Source organism: Sulfitobacter sp. R86518 (genome assembly GCF_042466275.1).
Lineage (GTDB): Bacteria > Pseudomonadota > Alphaproteobacteria > Rhodobacterales > Rhodobacteraceae > Sulfitobacter > Sulfitobacter pontiacus.
Genome location: NZ_JAXHCA010000005.1, coordinates 16,386 through 36,069 on the forward strand (window position 1 = coordinate 16,386; position 19,684 = coordinate 36,069).

The 19,684-nt window shown below is 63.1% G+C and carries 19 protein-coding genes and 1 riboswitch; of the genes, 10 read left to right on the forward strand and 9 right to left on the reverse strand.

All coding sequences use genetic code 11. The features are described 5' to 3' along the window. Nucleotides 1–13 precede the first annotated feature (13 nt). From SJY36_RS00815 to SJY36_RS00835, 5 genes are all read left to right on the forward strand, one after another. A complete protein-coding gene (locus SJY36_RS00815) occupies nt 14–727 on the forward strand; it encodes an SGNH/GDSL hydrolase family protein (protein ID WP_386172458.1) in 714 nt (237 codons plus the stop codon). 27 nt (nt 728–754) lie between these two features. Then, the gene (mtgA, locus tag SJY36_RS00820; protein WP_005850932.1) at nt 755–1,501 is read left to right on the forward strand and encodes a monofunctional biosynthetic peptidoglycan transglycosylase; all 747 of its coding nucleotides are present in this window, start codon (nt 755–757) and stop codon (nt 1,499–1,501) included. Nucleotides 1,502–1,561: 60 nt separating this feature from the next. Beyond that, nucleotides 1,562–2,227, forward strand: a complete 666-nt coding sequence (locus SJY36_RS00825; protein WP_005850934.1) for a glutathione S-transferase family protein — start codon at nt 1,562–1,564, stop codon at nt 2,225–2,227. A gap of 15 nt (nt 2,228–2,242) precedes the next feature. Beyond that, on the forward strand, nt 2,243–3,301 hold the full coding sequence (gene queG / locus SJY36_RS00830) for a tRNA epoxyqueuosine(34) reductase QueG (RefSeq protein WP_386172461.1): 1,059 nt from the start codon (nt 2,243–2,245) through the stop codon (nt 3,299–3,301). A gap of 61 nt (nt 3,302–3,362) precedes the next feature. Beyond that, nucleotides 3,363–5,369: a hydantoinase/oxoprolinase N-terminal domain-containing protein gene (locus tag SJY36_RS00835; protein WP_386172464.1), complete on the forward strand. Its 2,007-nt coding sequence runs from the start codon at nt 3,363–3,365 to the stop codon at nt 5,367–5,369. A 51-nt stretch (nt 5,370–5,420) separates the two neighbouring features. On the opposite strand, the gene msrA is transcribed toward SJY36_RS00835, so the two are convergent. From msrA to ade, 6 genes are all read right to left on the reverse strand, one after another. After that, a complete protein-coding gene (gene msrA, locus SJY36_RS00840) occupies nt 5,421–5,930 on the reverse strand; it encodes a peptide-methionine (S)-S-oxide reductase MsrA (RefSeq protein WP_037964640.1) in 510 nt (169 codons plus the stop codon). Next, nucleotides 5,927–6,376: a peptide-methionine (R)-S-oxide reductase MsrB gene (msrB, locus tag SJY36_RS00845; RefSeq protein WP_386172466.1), complete on the reverse strand. Its 450-nt coding sequence runs from the start codon at nt 6,374–6,376 to the stop codon at nt 5,927–5,929. The genes msrA and msrB overlap by 4 nt, the downstream gene beginning before the upstream one ends. A gap of 120 nt (nt 6,377–6,496) precedes the next feature. Next, nucleotides 6,497–7,366, reverse strand: a complete 870-nt coding sequence (locus SJY36_RS00850; RefSeq protein ID WP_184584175.1) for a DMT family transporter — start codon at nt 7,364–7,366, stop codon at nt 6,497–6,499. A gap of 144 nt (nt 7,367–7,510) precedes the next feature. After that, nucleotides 7,511–7,786, reverse strand: a complete 276-nt coding sequence (locus SJY36_RS00855) for an HU family DNA-binding protein (protein ID WP_005850942.1) — start codon at nt 7,784–7,786, stop codon at nt 7,511–7,513. Nucleotides 7,787–7,930: 144 nt separating this feature from the next. Further along, on the reverse strand, nt 7,931–9,394 hold the full coding sequence (locus tag SJY36_RS00860) for an AMP nucleosidase (RefSeq protein ID WP_005850943.1): 1,464 nt from the start codon (nt 9,392–9,394) through the stop codon (nt 7,931–7,933). Then, on the reverse strand, nt 9,391–11,193 hold the full coding sequence (gene ade / locus SJY36_RS00865) for an adenine deaminase (protein ID WP_386172470.1): 1,803 nt from the start codon (nt 11,191–11,193) through the stop codon (nt 9,391–9,393). Before ade ends, SJY36_RS00860 begins: the two co-directional genes overlap by 4 nt. Before the next feature lie 121 nt (nt 11,194–11,314). Between ade and SJY36_RS00870 the strand changes: the two genes are divergently transcribed. The 3 genes from SJY36_RS00870 to SJY36_RS00880 are packed head-to-tail and all read left to right on the forward strand — an operon-like array spanning nt 11,315 to nt 14,046. Continuing rightward, nucleotides 11,315–12,580, forward strand: coding sequence for a glycosyltransferase family 4 protein (locus tag SJY36_RS00870; RefSeq protein ID WP_386172473.1), 1,266 nt, complete (start codon nt 11,315–11,317; stop codon nt 12,578–12,580). A gap of 12 nt (nt 12,581–12,592) precedes the next feature. Continuing rightward, nucleotides 12,593–13,447: an SDR family oxidoreductase gene (locus SJY36_RS00875; RefSeq protein WP_304951008.1), complete on the forward strand. Its 855-nt coding sequence runs from the start codon at nt 12,593–12,595 to the stop codon at nt 13,445–13,447. Nucleotides 13,448–13,461: 14 nt separating this feature from the next. Continuing rightward, a complete protein-coding gene (locus tag SJY36_RS00880) occupies nt 13,462–14,046 on the forward strand; it encodes an exopolysaccharide biosynthesis protein (RefSeq protein WP_009825800.1) in 585 nt (194 codons plus the stop codon). Here the strand turns inward: SJY36_RS00880 and SJY36_RS00885 are convergent, their stop codons facing one another. Genes SJY36_RS00885 through thiB form a run of 3 tightly spaced genes read right to left on the reverse strand, consistent with a single transcriptional unit; the run spans nt 14,047 to nt 17,235 of the window. Beyond that, the gene (locus SJY36_RS00885; protein ID WP_386172477.1) at nt 14,047–14,739 is read right to left on the reverse strand and encodes an ATP-binding cassette domain-containing protein; all 693 of its coding nucleotides are present in this window, start codon (nt 14,737–14,739) and stop codon (nt 14,047–14,049) included. Further along, complete coding sequence (locus SJY36_RS00890; RefSeq protein WP_386172480.1) at nt 14,726–16,282, reverse strand: thiamine/thiamine pyrophosphate ABC transporter permease ThiP; 1,557 nt, start codon at nt 16,280–16,282, stop codon at nt 14,726–14,728. Before SJY36_RS00890 ends, SJY36_RS00885 begins: the two co-directional genes overlap by 14 nt. Beyond that, nucleotides 16,258–17,235, reverse strand: a complete 978-nt coding sequence (gene thiB / locus SJY36_RS00895) for a thiamine ABC transporter substrate binding subunit (RefSeq protein WP_341205209.1) — start codon at nt 17,233–17,235, stop codon at nt 16,258–16,260. The genes SJY36_RS00890 and thiB overlap by 25 nt, the downstream gene beginning before the upstream one ends. 34 nt (nt 17,236–17,269) lie before the next feature. Further along, nucleotides 17,270–17,369: riboswitch (TPP riboswitch) on the reverse strand. A 92-nt stretch (nt 17,370–17,461) separates the two neighbouring features. Here thiB and aroC point away from each other — a divergent pair. Together aroC and SJY36_RS00905 are read left to right on the forward strand one after the other, a co-directional pair. Continuing rightward, nucleotides 17,462–18,562, forward strand: a complete 1,101-nt coding sequence (aroC, locus tag SJY36_RS00900; protein ID WP_132997436.1) for a chorismate synthase — start codon at nt 17,462–17,464, stop codon at nt 18,560–18,562. A 101-nt stretch (nt 18,563–18,663) separates the two neighbouring features. After that, nucleotides 18,664–19,641: a DMT family transporter gene (locus SJY36_RS00905; RefSeq protein WP_037942940.1), complete on the forward strand. Its 978-nt coding sequence runs from the start codon at nt 18,664–18,666 to the stop codon at nt 19,639–19,641. Nucleotides 19,642–19,684: the final 43 nt, after the last annotated feature.

Sequence of the window (19,684 nt, forward strand, 5' to 3'; positions counted from 1 at the left end):
CTATAGTTACGGGATGATCAAAACACTTACCTCTCGCGTCCGGCTGATGGCGCTTTTGCTGGTGGGGCTCGCGCTTGCGGCCTGTACCGATGCTGCGCCCAAGGGCGGCGGCGATATTCTGGTGATTGGCGACTCCGTCATGGCGTGGAACGGATCAAGCGATCAGGCGATCCCCGATGCGATGGCAGCCAGCCTCGGGCGCAATGTGGTCAGCAAGGCCGTCCCCGGGGCGCAGTTCAGCAATGACAGCACGCTCTTGTCCGCTGTCGGTTTCGACATTCAGGATCAGTACCCCGGCGGGCGGTGGAACTGGATCGTGGTGAACGGCGGGGCCAATGATCTGGGGTTCAACGACTGCAAATGCGGGGCCTGCACGCCTGTGGTCGACACGCTAATCGCGGCGGATGCCGCTACTGGGGAAATCCCCGCCTTCCTGTCGCGATTGCGCAGCACGGGCGCGCAGGTGATGTGGATGGGGTATTACGCCGGCAATGGCAAAGGGTCATTCGAGGGCTGTCGCGATGATCTGGTGCTGCTGGAACGCCGCATCGCGCGGTTTGCGGCACAAAACCCGGGGGTGACATTCCTTGATTCCGAAACCGTCATCGACCGTCAGGATCCCAGCCTGTTTGCCAGCGATAACACCCACCCGTCGCCCAAGGCCTCGGCGCTGATCGGGGCCTATCTTGCAAAAGGGATTTCCGCCCGCAGTGCCCGTTCACAATAAGCCATTGCCACGATATAGCTGATGGCTATGGCAAAACGCGCATCCTCCAAATCCAAGGGCAAAGCCAAGTCCAAGACCCCGTCCCCTGCGGCGCAGCTGCGGTCGCTCAAAAGGCGTGTGGTTCGGGGCGCGTTCAAGCTGGTGCTCGCCGTGCTTGGCCTGTTGATCGCCCTGGTGTTGCTGTTTGCGGTGATCAACCCGCCGACGACCCCCTATATGTTCAGCGAAGGCCGTAGGCTGGGGGGCGTGGACCAGCAATGGGTCGCGCTGGAAGACGTGGCCCCTGTCATGGCGCGGTCTGTCGTGGCGGCGGAAGATGCGAATTTCTGCGAACACTGGGGCTTTGATCTGGCCGCGATCAAACGTGCCATCGCCGAAGGATCGAACCGCGGGGCATCCACCCTGTCGCAGCAGACGGTCAAGAACGTCTATCTCTGGCATGGCCGCACATGGTTGCGCAAAGCGCTTGAGGCCGGGATCACGCCGCTGGTTGAAACCGTCTGGACCAAGCGGCGCATCATCGAGGTCTATCTGAACGTGGCCGAGTTCGACGAAGGCATCTTTGGTGTCGATGCTGCGGCGCAACATTACTTTGGGGTGATTCCCGCCAAGCTGACCGCAACCCAAGCGGCGCGGCTGGCCGCGATCCTGCCGTCGCCGAAAACCCGTTCGGCCGCGCGCCCCTCTGCCGCGGTGCGCAAGCGCAGTGCCCAGATCCGCGATGGTGCGGCGACAATCAGCAAGGACGGACGGGCAGCCTGTTTCGAGAGTTGAAAAACCCAACCAAGACGGGCATGAGGATGAAACCCCTGTTTGTTAGTACCGGAACCCCTTATGGCTCGCCTGTTTCACGTCCCGCTTTCGCCGTTCTGCCGCAAAGTCCGGCTGAGCCTCGCTGAAAAGAAGATCGAGGTCGAACGCGTCGAAGAGCGGTATTGGGAGCAAGACCCAGATTTCATGCGCCGCAATCCGGCGGGCAAGGTGCCCGTATTGCAGCTTGACGGCATCATCATGTCCGAAAGCGCCGCGATCTGCGAATATATCGAAGAGACTCGCCCCGAACCGTCGCTGATGCCCTCTGATCCGGTTCAGCGGCTTGAAGTGCGTCGTCTGGTCAGCTGGTTCGACGACAAGTTCCACGACGAGGTCACCTCGAAGCTGCTCTACGAACGGGTGAACAAAAAGGTGATGAAACAAGGGTTTCCCGACAGCCGCAACGTCAAGGACGGGGCCAAGGCGATCAAGTATCACATCGACTATATGGCGTGGCTGCTGGACCACCGGCGCTGGCTGGCAGGCGACGTGATGACGTTGGCCGATTTCGCGGCGGCGGCGCATCTGTCTTCGCTCGATTATATCTCGGATGTGGACTGGAACCGGTCCGACGTGGTCAAGGACTGGTACGCCAAGATCAAGTCCCGCCCCGCGTTCCGGTCGTTGCTGGCCGATCAGGTGCCGGGCTTCCCGCCGCCAAAGCATTACAATGACCTTGATTTCTGATCCACGCCGCGCCCGATGTCTGTGACATCGGCTGCCGATACGGACGCCCTGCGGGGCCGGTTGGTGGCGCAGGCGCTGGACGAAGGCTTTGTCTCCTGCCGGATTTGCCGCCCCGACGCGGTGCCTGATGTGCCCGCACGGCTGCAGGCGTTTGTTGATGCAGGCTATCACGGGCAGATGGCGTGGATGGCGGACCGCATGGCGTGGCGCGGCAACCCTGCCGCCCTTTGGCCCGAGGCGCGGTCAGTGATCATGCTGGCCGAAAGCTACACCCCCGAATACGACCCGACCGAGGTGCTGAACCACCCCGACAAGGCGGGCGTATCTGTCTATGCGCAGGGGCGCGACTACCACGACATCGTCAAGAAACGGCTCAAGCGGGTGGCGCGATGGCTGGTGGCGCAGGAACCCTGCGAGGTGAAGGTCTTTGTCGACACGGCCCCCGTGCCGGAAAAGGCGCTTGGGCAGGCGGCGGGGCTGGGCTGGCAGGGCAAGCACACCAATCTGCTAAGCCGCGACTGGGGGAACTGGGCCTTTCTGGGCGCGATTTTCACCACGTTGGATTTCACCCCCGACACGGCAGAGGTGGATCACTGCGGGTCGTGCCGGTCCTGCCTCACGGCGTGCCCGACCAATGCCTTCCCCGCGCCCTACCAGCTGGATGCGCGGCGCTGCATTTCCTATCTGACGATCGAACACAACGGGCCGGTCGACCTAGAGCTGCGCAGCAAGATGGGCAACCGCATCTACGGCTGTGACGATTGCCTTGCCGCCTGCCCGTGGAACAAATTCGCCGTCGCAGCGAGCGATTTGCGCTATCACGGCGGTGTCGGAGCCCCCGATCTGGCAGAGCTGGCGACGCTGGATGATGCGGCCTTTCGTCTGCGGTTCAGCGGCTCGCCGATCAAGCGGATCGGGCGCAACCGGTTCATTCGCAATGTGCTTTATGCCATCGGCAATTCCGGTCAGGCGCGTCTGACCCCTGTGGCGCAGGGCTTGTTGGACGATCCGGACGCCACTGTCGCCGACGCGGCGCAATGGGCCGTGGCCCGTCTGCGCAAAAACCACGGCTGACAGGGCTGGACCGCTGGGCCGGAACAGGTAAACCCTAGGAAAACGGTGCAAGGATAGTTGAATGGCGCTTTTGCTTGGGGTCGATACGGGCGGCACCTATACGGATGCGGTGCTGATCCGCGATGAAACCACGGTGATCGCATCGGCCAAGGCGCTGACCACCCGCGCCGATCTGGCCATTGGTGTGGGGCAGGCCGTGCGCCGCGTGCTGGCGGCGGGCGATGTTTCAGCGGGTCAGGTGGCGATGGCGTCGCTGTCGACCACGTTGGCAACCAATGCGCTGGTCGAAGGGCAGGGCGGGCGTGTCGCGTTGATCTATGTCGGCTTCAAGGAACGGGATCTTGAGACGCACGGGCTGGCAGGGGCGCTGAACGGTGACCCTTATCTGATCCTTGGCGGGGGTCATGACCACGCAGGCGCAGAGCGTGCCCCGCTGGACGAAGCCGCGCTGATCTCCTTTTTGACCGAGCAGCGTGAACAGGTCAGCGGTTTTGCCGTCGCCAGCCAGTTCGCCACGCGCAACCCCGCGCATGAACAACGCGTCGCCGCCTTGGTGACGCAGGTGACGGGGCGGCCCGTGTCGGCCTCGCATCAGCTGTCGGCCAAGCTCAACGGGCCGAAACGGGCGCTGACGGCGGTGCTGAACGCGCGGCTGATCGGGATGATCGACCGGTTGATCGGGCGGGCCGAGGATGTGTTGACCGACATTGGCGTCGCGGCCCCGTTGATGGTCGTGCGGGGGGACGGGGCGCTGATCTCTGCCGCGCAGGCACGGGAACGGCCGATTGAAACGATCCTCAGCGGGCCTGCGGCCTCTATCGTGGGGGCGCGGTGGATGACCGGTGCGGCCCGTGCGTTGGTCAGCGATATTGGCGGCACCACCACCGATGTGGCCCTGTTGCGCGATGGCCGGCCTGCGATCGACCCCGCAGGGGCCCGTGTCGGCAGCTACCGCACGATGGTAGAGGCCGTTGCCATGCGCACCACTGGTCTGGGGGGCGACAGCGAGGTGCATTTCCTGACCGAAGGCTTGCAGGGGGGTGTGACGCTGGGGCCCAAGCGGGTCTTGCCCATTGCCCTCATCGCGACGGAGGCACCCGAGGTGGTCCATGCAGCGCTTGATGCGCAGCTGCGCAGCACCACCCCCGGCGAATATGACGCACGCTTTGTGCGTGCCGTGGCAGGTCAACCGCGCGAGGGGATCTCGGCGCGTGAACAAATGCTGCTGGACCGTATTGGTGACGGGCTGCACCCGATGGCCGACATCCTGCGCGCCCGCATAGAGACAGGCGCGCTGAAACGTCTGGTAGAGCGTGGCTTGGTCCAGCTGGCCGGCGTTACGCCATCGGACGCAAGCCATGTGCTGGGACGGGTCGCGGCGTGGGACGCAGAGGCCGCAGGCAAGGCGCTGCGGTTGTTTGGACGGCGACGCACAGGCGCGGGGCAGATGCTGGCCCCTGATCCCGCCGCTATGGCGCAGATCATTGTGGATCAACTGACCGAACAGACCGCACTGGCCATGCTGGAAGCGGCGCTGGCGGAAGAAGAGCCCGCCTTTGATACAGACCCCGAAACGCTGGCCCGCCACGAGCTTTTGCAGCGCGGGTTGCGCGGGCACGCGGGGCTTGTGCGGATCGAGGCGGCGTTGAACGTGCCGGTGATCGGGCTGGGGGCCTCTGCCGCGGCTTATTATCCGGCGGTGGGGGAACGGCTGGGCACGCAGATGATCCTGCCCGAACACGCGGCAGTGGCCAATGCCATCGGAGCAGTCGTGGGCCGGGTGACCATGCGGGAAAGCGGCACGGTGACCTCGCCCGCAGAGGGGCGGTTCAGGGTGTATCTGGCCGACGGGCCGCAGGATTTCACGGATCAGACACAGGCGCTGAGCACGCTTGAGGCAACCCTGCGCGACAAGGCAGAGGCGGCGGCGCGGGCGGCGGGGGTGGTCGATGTGCAGATCGACGTGCAACGCGACATCCGCCACGCAGAGGTCGAAAGCCGCAAGGTCTTTATTGAAGCGCTGCTGACGGTCGAGGCGACAGGCAGGCCAAGGGTCGCATCGGCCTGACGCCGCCCAAAAGAAAACGGCGCAAACCCGAGGGGCTGCGCCGTTTTGCGTTTATTCTGCTGCCGCGCGTTTGGGCAGGACCCAATCGGGGCGCGGGAAGTGGCAGGTATAGCCGTTTGGAATACGCTCCAGATAATCCTGATGCTCGGGCTCTGCTTCCCAGAAATCGCTGACGGGTTCTACCTCTGTCACGACTTTGCCCGGCCAGATGCCCGATGCCTCTACATCGGCAATCGTGTCCAGCGCGGTGGCTTTCTGGTCCTCGTCGACATAGTAGATCGCCGAACGATAGCTCAGCCCGCGGTCATTGCCCTGACGGTTCAGCGTTGTCGGGTCGTGGATCTGGAAAAACAGTTCCAGCAGATCACGATAGCTGATTACGTCGTCGTCAAACATCACCTCGATCGCCTCGGCATGGGTGCCGTGGTCGCGGTAGGTGGCATTGGGCACATCGCCGCCCGAATAGCCCACGCGGGTCGATAGAACCCCGTCGCGTTTGCGGATCAGGTCCTGCATGCCCCAAAAGCATCCTCCGGCCAGTACTGCGCGTTGTTCGCTCATGCTACATCCTCCACTTGGTTGATATAATCGCCATAGCCTGCGTCTTGCATGTCGTCACGATGAATAAAGCGCAACGAGGCGGAATTGATGCAATAGCGCAGCCCGCCACGATCCGCGGGACCGTCGGGGAAGACGTGGCCCAGATGGCTGTCCCCATGGGCGCTGCGCACTTCGGTGCGGATCATCCCCAGCGACGCGTCACGCAGTTCGGCGACATGGGCCGGTTCTATGGGTTTGGTAAAGCTCGGCCAGCCGCAGCCGGAGTTGTATTTGTCCGAGGACGCGAACAGCGGCTCGCCAGAGACGATGTCTACGTAGATGCCCGGCTCTTTGTTATCAAGCAGCTTGCCCGTGCCCGGCCGTTCGGTGCCGTTCTGCTGGGTGACACGGAATTCTTCGGGGGACAGAGCGTTAATGGCGGCGTCGGTCTTTTCATAGGTCGGCATGCGAGGCTCCTTTGCGGTTTGATACATTAAATGGGGCCTGCGCGGGTTTTTCAAAGGGGTAATGCACCGACGCACCGATCTGTGACCGCCCGCCTATCGCCCAACCCCTTGGCTTGCAGGTCAGGCCCGGCGCTGCCGCGAGACCTGAACCGCAAGAATACCCAAGGCAATCACAGCGACACCGATGATATCCTGAACCCCCAGCGGTTCGCCCAGCAACAGCCAGGCAATCGCCACCCCAAAAAACGGGTTGAGGAAATGGAAGGTCGCGGCGCGGGTGGCTCCGATACGGTTGACCAGCCAGAACCAGACCACCGTCGCCAGCAGCCCCGGCACCAGACAGGTATAAAGGAAGGCCAGCGCCAGCGGCCAGCTTGGGCTGATGTGCGGCGTCTCGAACAGCAAGGTCGCAATCGACAGCGCGACGCAGCCGACAAGCATCTGCAAGCCCACCACCATCAGGAAGTTCCCGCCAGAGGTCGCACCGCGCACCAGCAGGGTCGCCGCAGAGAGCGCGACCACACCGACGCCGCATAGCAGCAGCCCTGTCAGATCGACGCCGCCGCTGATCCTTGCGCCCATAATGATGGCCACCCCGATCACACCTGCGATCAGCCCTGCGATGCCCAACGGCTTGAGCTTTTCCCCCAGAAACAGCCATGTCGCCAGACCGACCAGCAACGGCATGGTCGAGGCGATGATCGCCGCCAGTGACGCCTGTACGGTCTGCATCGCGACAAAGTTCATCCCCAGATAGACCGCGTTTTGCAGCACGCCGAAAATGATCGTTGCCCGCCATTGCGCAGGCGTCAGCCGCCACGTCTGCCCAAGCGCCAGCGCGACCCCCACGCCGATCAGGCCAGAGATCAGATACCGCGCCGACAAAGCCATCAAGGGGGACGCGTCCGCGACGATGATCCGTGCCGACGTAAAGGCAGAGGACCACATGACGGCGAAGGCCAGCCCCATGAGAATTGCACGTATATCCATGAGGGGGCCTTTCAGGTTTTCCAGTGGGCGGAGACTTCCGCAGTTGCCCGACAGGGGCAAGCGCATTCAGCGCAACGCAGACCTGCGCCAAACGCAAAGGGCCGCCCGTGGGCGACCCTTTGTCAGAACAGACTGTGATCAGTCTTATTCGTTAACGCTATCTTTCAGCGCTTTCGCGATGGTCATCTTAACAACCTTGTCCGCGTCTTTCTTGAACTGTTCGCCGGTGGCAGGGTTGCGCACCATACGCTCGGGGCGTTCGCGGCAGTAGATTTTGCCAATGCCGGGAAGTGTCACAGCGCCACCGCCGGAGACTTCTTTGGTGATCAACGCGCAAACCGCGTCCAGTGCCGCGCTTGCTGTTTTCTTGTCTTCGCCCATTTCCTCAGCCAAAGCCGCGACGAGCTGGGTTTTTGTCATTGGTTTAGTTGCCATCTTGTTTTTCTCCTTCGTCCGCCCGGATTAGGGCCTCACGCGCAGAATGTAACGGTATGTTGTGGCTGAACACAACGAATAGGTCGCAAGAAACCGCGAAAACATGCTATTTTCAGCCGATTTCGGCCTTTAGAGAAAGGCAGTTTCGTCAAACGAGCGCAATTTTCGGCTATGCAACCGCTCTAGCGGCATATCGCGCAGCTGTTCCATCGCGCGAATACCGATCATCAAGTGTCGTGCGACCTGCGTTTTGTAGAAATCAGACGCCATACCGGGCAGCTTCAACTCGCCATGCAAGGGTTTGTCCGAGACGCATAGAAGCGTGCCGTAGGGCACCCGGAAGCGGTAGCCGTTGGCCGCAATCGTTGCGCTTTCCATATCCAGCGCCACGGCGCGCGACTGGCTGAGCCGTTGCACCGGACCGGATTGATCGCGCAATTCCCAGTTGCGGTTGTCGATGGTGGCAACGGTGCCCGTGCGCATGATCCGCTTCAACTCGTAGCCCTCAAGCTGGGTGACCTGTTCAACGGCGTCCTCCAGCGCGATCTGGATCTCGGCCAGCGCGGGGATCGGAACCCAGACCGGCAGGTCGTCGTCCAGCACGTGATCCTCGCGCAGATAGCCATGCGCCAGCACGAAATCCCCAAGCGCCTGTGTGTTGCGCAAACCGGCACAGTGGCCGACCATCAGCCACGCATGGGGCCGCAGCACGGCGATGTGGTCGGTCGCGGTTTTCGCGTTGGATGGGCCGACGCCGATGTTGACCAGCGTGATCCCGGACCCGTTCGCGCGCTTGAGGTGGTAGGTCGGCATCTGCGGAGTCTTGACCGACGCAGGCAGCGGCGCGTCGCCGTCCGAAATCTCGACATTGCCGGTAGAGACGAAGGACGTGTAGCCGCTATCGGGGTCACGCAACATAGCGCGGGCGTATTCCTCGAACTCGGTGACGTAGAACTGGTAGTTGGTGAACAGCACGTGGCTTTGGAAATGTTCGGGATCGGTCGCGGTGTAATGCGTCAGCCGTGCCAGCGAATAATCGACGCGCTGCGCGGTGAAGGGGGCCAGCGGGCGCACGTTGTCCAGCGGCAGATAGGTGCCGTTGACGATGTCGTCATTGGTTGTGCTCAGGTCCGGCACGTCAAACACATCGCGCAGGGTGAAATCCGCGGCACCTTCCTGCGGGATCGTCACGCTGTCGTCATTGCTGACCGCGAAATGCACGGGGATTGGCGTGTCGGATACCGCGATGGTCACGGGCTGGCCGTGGTTTTCGATCAGCAGACGGATTTGTTGTGTCAGGTAATGTTTGAACAATTCTGGCCGCGTGATCGTGGCCGAGAAGGTGCCGGGGGACGACACATGGCCGAACGACAGCCGTGAATCCACCTGCGCATAGCTGGAGGTGGTAAACCGGATCTCGGGGTAGAAGGCCCTGATCCGCGTTTCCGGGGCGGCGCTGTCCATCGCCTTCTGGAAATGCGCGCTCAGAAAGCCTGTCGCTTGGCTGTATAGCTCGATCAGCCGCGCAACGGCGGCAGCGGCATCGGTGAACTGTTCGGCGGGGCGGGCGTCTGGGGTAAGGATTCTGGTCATGAAACAGGCTCTAACAAAGGAATAAATTCAAAACTGCGCACATCGACCAAGCCGAGGTCAGAGATGCGCAATTCGGGAATGACAACAAGCGCCAAAAGCGAATGCTGCATATAGGCGTTGTTCAGCGTGCAGCCACAGTCGCGCATTGCCTGCATCATCGCCTCGGTCTTGGCGGCGACGTCGGAGGCCGGGTTGTCGGACATCAGGCCAGCGATCGGCAGCTCGACCATGGCCAGCTCTGCCCCGTCCTTGAAGATGGTGATCCCGCCGCCAACCTCGCGCAGACGGTTCGCGGCCATCGCCATATGCTCGGTATCGGTGCCCACCACGATCATGTGGTGACTGTCATGCGCCACGGTGGACGCCATCGCCATCGGCCCCCGATAGCCAAAGCCCGACACAAGTGCGTTGACGACAGTGCCGGTGCCGCGGTGCCGTTCGACCAGCGCGATCTGGCACACTTCGCCCGTGGACTGCACGCGGCCTTCGGTCACCGGCAGCTCGAATTTCAGCGCGCGGGTGGGGGCCTGATTCTCGACCACGCCGATGACATTGGCGGTGACGGCATTGGCCCCCGCAGGTGCGGTGATCTGGAAATCATCCGCGCCAAGGGCTTTGCCCATGTTGACGGTCTGCCGCGCATGGGGCGGCCAGTCGTAATGCGGGCAGTCTACCAGACACGCGCCATCCTCGGCCACGATCTGCCCCCGCGCGATCACCGTCTCGATGGGGAGTGTCTTGAGGTCAGAGGTCAGGATCACATCGGCCCGCCGCCCGGGCGTCAGCGACCCGATCTCGCGTTCCAGCCCAAAGTGGGTCGCGGTGTTGATCGTCGCCATTTGCAGCGCGACCAAAGGATCGCAGCCGCAGTCAATGGCATGGCGCACCACGCGGTTCATATGACCGTCATTCACCAAGGTGCCGGAATGGCAGTCATCGGTGCACAGGATCATGTTGCGCGAATCCAGCCCTTTTTCGGTGATCGCGGTGATCTGTGTTTCCACGTCATACCACGCGGACCCCAGCCGGATCATCGACCGCATCCCCTGACGCATCCGCGCAATGGCATCCGCCTCGCAGGTGCCCTCGTGATCATCCGCAGGGCCGCCCGCCACATAGGCCGCAAAGGCAGGCCCCAGATCGGGTGAGGCATAGTGCCCGCCCACTGTCTTGCCCGCGCGTTGCGTTGCGGCAATCTCGGCCAGCATCTTGGGGTCGCCCGCGGTCACACCGGGGAAGTTCATCATCTCGCCCAGACCGATGATACCGGGCCAGTGCATGGCCTCGGCGACATCCTCTGCCGTGATTTCAAAGCCGGTGGTTTCCAGACCGGGGGCAGAGGGCGCACAGGACGGCATCTGGGTGAAGATGTTCACCGGCTGCATCAGGGCTTCGTCATGCATCATGCGCACGCCTTCCAGACCCAGCACATTGGCGATCTCATGCGGGTCGGTGAACATCGACGTGGTGCCATGGGGGATCACAGCACGGGCAAATTCCGCCGGTGTCAGCATGCCGCTTTCGATGTGCATATGCCCGTCACACAGGCCGGGGATCATATAGCGGCCCTTTGCCTCGATCACCTTGGTCGTGTCGCCTTTGCAATGGCTGGCGTCCGGCCCGACAAAGGCAATGCGCCCCGCCTTGATCGCGATATCATGGTCCGGCAGGGTTTCGCGCGTGTGCACGTTGACCCAGATACCGCCGGTGATAATCGTATCCGCAGCACTGCGTCCTGCCGCAACAGCGACCAGTTGATCGGCCACATCGGGCCACGAGGGGAATGTGTGTTCTTTCATACCTGACGTTGACACGAAGATCGCCCGAGGTTCAAGCCAGAGCCGTCCAGCGCCGTGGCGTTTGCACTGTCCGTGCCGACTGGGCTAACTGTCTGCAACCGACAGGACATAAGGCGACCCCATGAAGATCATGTTTGTGCACCAGAATATGCCCGGCCAATACCGCGAACTGGTGCAATGGCTGGCCGATCAACGCACACACCAGATCTATTTCCTGACCCAACGCAAAAACCCGCCCCGTTTTGATGGCGTCGAGACACGGGTCTACAAGGCGCACCACAGACCGGCAGAGAATGCATATGGGCTGTCGAAGAACTGGGAGGAATCTACCGGCAACGGCTTGGGGGCCGCCCGCGCGGCCAAACAGATCGAGACCCGCGAAGGGTTCAAGCCCGATATCGTGGTGGGGCATGTGGGCTGGGGGGAGCTGACGTTTTTCAAGCAGATCTGGCCCGATGTCCCGATCATCGGCTTCTTCGAGTATTACTACAGCGATACCGGCGGCCCTGTGGGGTTCGACCCCGAAGACCCCGTGACCGAGAATACCCCCTTTCTATTGCACGCGCGCAATGCCGTGCCGCTGGCCAATATCGAAACCGTCGATGTCGGGCTCAGCCCGACCTACTGGCAGCGTGACCGTTTCCCGCAAAGCTTTCACCGCAAGCTCTATGTCTGCCACGACGGGATACGCACAGACCACCTGCGCCCCGATCCGGCGGTGACGCTCAAGCTGGGGCGGATGGATCGCGCGCTGACCAAGGATGACGAGGTGCTGACCTTTGTGTCGCGCAACCTTGAACGCACGCGGGGCTTTCATGTGTTCATGCGCGCATTGCCACGCATTCTGAAACAACGCCCCGATGCGCGGGTGTTGGTGGTGGGGGGCAACGACACCTCTTATGGCGGCAAAAGCAAACACCCCGGGGGACTGCGCGCCGAGATGGAGGCAGAGGTGGGCAAGCACGTCGATTGGTCGCGGGTGCATTTTCTGGGCAAGCTGTCCTACGAGGATTACCAGAGGGTTATTCAGATCAGCCGCTGCCATCTTTATCTGACGATGCCATTTGTGCTGTCGTGGTCCCTGCTCGAGGCGATGGCGATGGGCGCGACGATTGTCGGCTCTGACGTGGCCCCCGTGCGCGAGGCGATTACCCACGGCGAAACCGGTCTGCTGTGCGATTTCTTCGATCCCGATGCGCTGGGCGATCAGGTGGCGGAAGTGTTGGGCAATCCGGCGGCCTATGCGCATCTGGGGCCTGCGGCGCGGGCGCATGTGGTCCAGACGTACGACTTCCTGACCAAATGCCTGCCGGAACATATCGCGCAGATGAATGCATTGGTCCCCGAGGGGCAGCGGATCGCCTTGCCCCGGACCCCCACCACATAGAAAGGACGCCTCATGGAGAAAACCCTGTTGTCGATCGGGCATGGCTTTAGCGCGCGCGCCCTCGCCGCACGGCTGGTGCCGCAGGGCTGGCGCATCGTCGGCACCACGCGCAGCCCCGACAAGGCAGATGCCATCGCGGACACAGGCGTTGAACCCGTCGTCTGGCCGGGGGCCGATCTGGGGGCGTTGATCGCGCAGTTTCCCAATGTGCTCGTCTCGGCCGGACCGGACAGCGCAGGCGATCCGGTTTTGAATGCGGTCGAGGATGCGGTCATTCGCGCCGCGCCCGATCTGCGGTGGGTCGGCTACCTGTCGACAACGGGGGTTTACGGTGACCACGACGGCGATTGGGTGGACGAGGACACGCCGCTGACGCCCTCGACCAAGCGCGGACGCGCCCGTGTCACGGCAGAGGCACGGTGGCAGGCGATCCCCGATCTGCCGCTGCATATCTTTCGCCTCGCAGGGATCTATGGCCCCGGACGCGGCCCCTTTGCCAAGGTACGGGCCGGAACGGCGCGGCGGATCATCAAGCAGGGGCAGGTCTTCTCTCGCATCCATGTCGAGGATATTGCCCAAGCGCTTGAGCTGTCCTTGCAGCGGCCCGACCCGGGCGCGGTCTATAATCTGTGCGACGATGACCCCGCGCCGCCGCAAGACGTGATCGCCCACGCGGCAGAGCTGCTTGGCCTGCCCGTGCCCCCCGCGATCCCCTTTGATCAGGCCGATATGACCCCCATGGCCCGCAGCTTTTACGCGGAAAGCAAGAAGGTTCGGAACGACCGTATCAAGCAGGCGTTAGGCTGGGCACCGCAGTTCCCCACCTATCGGGCCGGGCTGGCGGCATTGCTTGCACAAGACAGCTGACCTTTGGGGGGTATATGCACAATATCGAGGAGCGTAGCCTCACCCATCTGCTGGACGGGATGGAGCAAGCGGCCAGCCGCGAAATGGTCACGATCAACGATGTGCTGAACGAATTCGGAGAGCGGTCCCTGCTTCCGTTCATTCTGCTGGCCGCGCTACTGTTGGTGTCGCCGCTGTCCGGTGTCTTTGGTGTGTCCAGTTTCATGGCGATGGTGATCATCGTGCTGTCGGCGCAGGCGGTCTATGGGCGCAAACGTCTGTGGTTGCCGCAGTTCCTGCTGCGCCGGGAGGTCAAGTCATCGCGGTTGCTGTTCTGCGTGCGGTGGCTGCGCAAGCCTGCGGCGTTTTTTGATCGCCACTCGGGCAAAAGGCTCCAGTTTCTGACGACAGGCCCGATGCGTCTGCTGACGTTGGTGACCTGCGTGATCCTGCCTGTGGGTTGGCCCTTGCTTGAATTCGTGCCCTTCGCGTCGTCCTTCGGGGGCGGGACGGTGGCGCTGTTCGCCTTCGGTCTGTTCACCCGTGACGGGCTTTATGTGCTGCTGGGGTATCTGACGATCCTGCTGACATCGCTGACCTTTTACGCCGTTATTTTCTGATTACCCCAGATAGGCGCGCAGCGCGTCGGGCGGGTTGTCCATCAGCGCTGCGGCAGGCTGCGGCGGATGCGCGGTGCCACCTTCGACAAAGATCACCTGATCTGCGATGCGGCGCACGTCCTCGGGGGCGTGGGTGACCATGATCAACGCGGCTTTGGTCTCTGCGGCGAGGGCGGCCACCAGATCCAGCATGTCGTTGCGCAGGGCGGGGCCAAGTGCGGCAAAGGGTTCGTCGAGCAGCACAAGCGGGCGGGCTTGCACCAGCACCCGTGCGAGGGCCACACGGCTTTGCTGCCCGCCGGAAAGCTCGGCAGGCTTGCGGGCAGCCATCCCCTGAAGCCCGACGCGATCGAGCGCCTCGTGTACACGGGTTTGTTCCGCGGTGCCGAGCCGCACGTCGGGGCGCAGCCCCAGCCCCACATTCTGCATCACGCTGAGATGGGGAAAGAGGTTGTTATCCTGAAAAAGCATCGTCATCGGCCGCGCACCAGGGGCGGCTTGGGTGATGTCCTTGCCCTGCCACAGCAGCCTGCCGGACCTGAGCGGAATGAACCCGCAAAGCGCCCCCAGCAGGGTGGATTTCCCCGCACCCGAGGGGCCGATCACCGCATAGGTCTGCGCGGGCGCTAGGGTCAGGTCAGCGTGCAGGGTAAAGCTGCCTTGGGTGATCTGTGCGGTCTCAAGCGTCAGCATGCCAGCGCCCTCCCTTGTCGAATATCCAGAAAATCCCAAGCGACAGCGCCAGCAGGATCAGGGCCGCACCGGCCGCGGCCTCCATCCGGTAGGCCCCCATCAACCGGTACATCTGCAGCGGCAGGGTGGCACTGTCGGGGTCGGCGAACAAGGCGATGACCCCCAGATCCCCCATCGACAGGGCACCGGTCAGCCCCGCGGCAAAGCCGATCTGCGGGCGCAAGCGTGGCAGGATCAGCCAGCGCCAAAGCGGCCATCCGGTCAGTCCCAGCATCTGCGCCTGCCGGCCATAGATCTGCACCGTGTCGCGCAGTCGGGGCACCAGAATACGCAGGGCAAAGGGCAGGGCCATCAGCGCATTGACCAGCGCCGTGACGGGTAGGGCCAGCGCAAAGGGGCTGGCGAAAGGATTGATCAGAATGAACCAGCCGGTGCCGATCATCAGCGGAGAGGCGGCTAGACCCAAGAGGCCGACGGCCTCTACCCCGCCGCGGGCGCGGGTCGCGATCCATCCGGCAAGGGGCAGGGCCAAGGCCAGCAAAACCACCACGCTGATCAGCGCCACGGTGAGTGAGGTGCCCGCTGCCTGCCACACGCTGGCGGGCATTTGCGGCAGGCCGATCACCCCGCGCAGCACGACCGAGGTCAGGGGCAGCAGCAGAAACCCCGCCGCCAACGTGATGAACAGCGCGTCGAGCCCGCGTTGCAGCCCACCACGTGCGTCCCAGCGGTGCAGGGGTCGGTCCTGCCCGCCGCCCAGACTGATCGCGGGGATGATCCACAGCGCCAGCGCGGCGGTGCTGCCCGCAAGCCCAAGCTGCACCAGCGACAGCAGGGCTGCACGGTTCAGGTCAAAGTCGAAACGGAACGCCTGATAGATCGCAAGCTCGATCGTCGTGGCGCGGGGGCCGCCGCCGAGGGTCAGCGCGACCGCAAAGCTGGTCAGGCAGATCACAAAGATCAACGCTGCGGTGCCGGGCAGGATTTGCCGCAGGAGGGGAAGCTCGATGCTGCGAAATACCGCGCGCGGGGTCAGGCCAAGCTGTGCGGCCAGCCGGAACCGTTCCGCGGGCACGGTCTGCCACGCCTGCAACAGTAGCCGCGTGGCCAGTGGGAGGTTAAAGAAGACATGCGCCAGCACCACGCCGTGCAGCCCGTAGATCGTGATGCCGGGCAATCCGACCGCCGCCAGCGCCGCATTGAGCCAGCCCGCGCGGCCAAAGACCGCAAGCACCCCCAGCACGGCGACAATCACCGGCAGGATGAACGGTGCCCCCAGCAGCGTGACCAGCAACCCGCGCCCGACAAAGCGCCGTCGCGCCAAGGCGCGGGCGACAGGGATCGCCAGCACGGTAGACAGCAGGGCGGAAAGCGCGGCCTGTTGCACAGTAAACCGGATCGCGGACCAATCGGCCGGGCCAAGCCCGCTGCCGAACTCGGCCCGCCACAGCACCGCCCCCACCGCAGCAAGGATCAGCGCCGCAACCAGAATGGCGGCGCTGACGCCGGATTTCGTGCTTATTGCGACAGCGCGGAGAGCCATTCGGCCAATGCTTCCTCGCGCAGGGCGGGCACGTCATCGTTTGGGATCAGCAGCGCCTTGCCCGGTTCGATCAACTGTTCAAAGCCTTCGGGCAGCCCGCCTTGGGGCGTGACGGCAGGGTACATCCAGTTGGTCGTGGGCAGCACCGATTGCGCCGCGTCCGATACCATGAACTGCATGAACTGATCGGCCAGCTCGGGCTGGTCGCTGCCCGCCAGCTTGCCGACCACTTCGATCTGCATGTAGTGGCCTTCGTCAAAAGCGGCAGCGGCTTTGGTCGCGTCCTCTTCGGCGATCAGGTGGTAGGCGGGGGATGTGGTATAGCTCAGCACCATGTCGGCCTCGCCTTCAAGAAACAGGCCGTAGGCTTCGGACCAGCCCTTGGTCACGGTCACGACGTTATCTGCCAGACCTTCCCAGATCGCAGGGGCCTCGTCGCCATAAGCGTCCTTGACCCACATCAGCAGGCCCAGACCGGGGGTGGAGGACCGCGGGTCCTGGATCACGATCTTGAGGTCACTGTCGGCCAGCGCGCGAAAATTCGCGGGCGGGGTCAGATCAGCGTTATGGACAAAGGCGAAATAGCCCCAGTCATAGGGGGCAAAGCTGTCGTCTTCCCATGTGACCGGCAGGTCATAATCCGCGTTCACTGTGGCGGGCGCGAACAACCCTGTTTCCTTGGCCGCCGCGATCAGGCTGGTATCAAGACCCAGCACCAGATCGGCGTCAGACCGCGCGCCTTCCAGCTTGAGCCGCGCCAACAGCGCCGCGCCATCGCCCATGCCTACGAATTTCAGATCGCAAGCGCATTCCGCCTCGAAGGCCGCTTCGATCACAGGGCCGGGGCCCCATTCGGCGACAAAGCTGTCGTAGGTATAGACCACCAGTTCGGGCGTCTCGGCCCATGCCTGCGTGGCGAAAAGCGTGGTGGCAGCAAGTGTAAGATACTTCATGGCATCCTCCAAAATGCGGCGTCAGAAAGCGTTGGAGGTGTATCCAGACCTTCCCTCCGCCGGTGTTAACCGGTTCAGGTTCAACGGGTCCGTGCGCGCACATCTCAGCCTGTCAGGCCCCCCGAGGTGTCTTATCGGTAGAACGCCTGTCGCCCGCGCGCAAGGTGAAACCCCTTGAGGCATGGTGCAGCCCCCGTTAAGGATCACCGCCAAAGGAGCACCGCCCATGTCGATCAACAGCTTTGGCCATCTTTTCCGCGTGACCACCTGGGGCGAAAGCCACGGGCCTGCTTTGGGGGCCACGGTGGACGGCTGCCCTCCCGGTGTGACGATCACCGAAGAGATGATCCAGCACTGGATGGACAAGCGCAAACCCGGCCAGAACAAATACACCACACAACGCCGCGAGGCGGATGAGGTGCGCATCCTGTCGGGCGTGTTCGAAGGTGTCACCACCGGCACGCCGATCCAGCTGATGATCGAGAACACCGACCAGCGGTCGAAAGATTACGGCGACATCAAGGACAAGTTCCGGCCCGGTCACGCCGACATCACCTATTTCCAGAAATACGGCATCCGCGATTATCGCGGGGGCGGGCGGTCCTCGGCACGTGAAACCGCATCGCGTGTGGCGGCGGGTGGACTTGCGCGCGAAGCGATCAAGGCGATTGCGCCGAATGTGCAGATCACCGGCTACATGGTGCAGATGGGCCCCCACAAGATCGACCGCGATGCGTTCGATTGGGACCAGATCGAACAAAACCCGTTCTGGGTGCCCGACGCCAAAGCGGCAGAAGAGTGGGCGGCGTATCTGGACGGTCTGCGCAAATCCGGATCCTCCGTCGGTGCGATCATCGAGGTGACAGCGCGCGGCGTGCCCGCGGGCCTTGGCGCGCCGGTCTATGGCAAGCTCGACACCGATCTTGCCGCCGCGATGATGAGCATCAACGCCGTCAAAGGCGTGGAGATTGGCGAAGGCATGTCCGCCGCCATGCTGACCGGAGAGCTGAACGCGGACGAGATCAGCATGGGCCCCGACGGCCCTGTCTATTCGTCGAACCACGCGGGCGGTATTCTGGGCGGCATCAGCACCGGTCAGGACATCGTGCTGCGTTTCGCGGTCAAGCCAACGTCAAGCATCCTGACCACGCGCAAGACAATCACCAAATCCGGCGAAGATACGCAGATCATTACCAAAGGCCGCCATGACCCCTGCGTTGGCATCCGCGCCGTGCCGGTGGGCGAAGCGATGATGGCCTGCGTCCTGCTTGACCATATGCTGTTGCACCGCGGTCAGGTTGGCGAGAACCGCGGCATCATCGGCTAAGTCGCGCGGAACGCTTGGATTTTCCGCATGTTGGCGGGAATACGACGCGCAAGTTGACGCGGGGTCTTGCAACTTGAAACCTGCAGGCGCAAGCATGCGCCATGCAAAGCACCACGACAGAGCACCGCCCCGGCCGGGCCATCGCCCTTAAACTGGGGGCAGTCTTTCTGTTCTCGGTCATGGCGGCCCTCATCAAGATCGCGACGGCAACCGTGCCCGCCGCCCAAGCGGTGTTCTACCGGTCGTTCTTTGCCTTCCCGATGATCATCCTGTGGCTATGGCAAAGCGGCGACCTGCGCGACGGGCTGAAGCCCAGCAATCTGATGGGTCACGTCTGGCGCGGCGTTTTCGGGACCACGGCGATGGCGCTGACCTTTGCCGGGCTTAGCCTGCTGCCCCTGCCAGAGGTCACCGCGATCGGCTATGCCACGCCGCTTTTCACGGTAATCTTCGCCGCGATATTCCTGGGCGAACAGGTGCGTGTGTTCCGACTGTCTGCGGTGGCCGTGGGGTTGATCGGCGTGCTGATCGTTCTGTACCCCCGCTTTACCGTAGGCGGGGATAGTGTGTCGCAGCTTGCCATGCTGGGCGCGATGATGGTGGTTGCCGCGTCGATCATGCGCGCGCTTGTCCAGATCCACGTGCGCCGATTGGTGCAAACCGACAGCACGGCGGCCATCGTGTTCTATTTCTCGCTCACCGCAACCTGCCTGTCGTTCCTCACGCTGCCCGCAGGCATGGTGATCAACTGGGAGCCGCTTTGGTGGGTGAACCCCGGTTGGCAAGTCTCGGCGCTGTTGATCCTGTCGGGCATGATCGGCGGGGTATCACAGATCATGATCACGGCCTCTTACCGCTTTGGCCCGGTGTCGATGCTGGCCCCGTTCGACTATGCCTCTATGCTGTTCGCGGTGTTGATCGGCTGGGTGCTTTTCAGCGAAATCCCGACGCCTGCAATCCTAATCGGTGCCGGTCTGGTCATCGCCGGCGGTGCCGCGATCATCTGGCGGGAACGGCAGTTGGGACTGGATCGATCCAAATCCAAGGCCAGCAGCACGCCGCAGGGAACGCCCAGCTGACCGGTTGAAATTACGTGCCCTGATTGAATTTCATGTTAGCCTA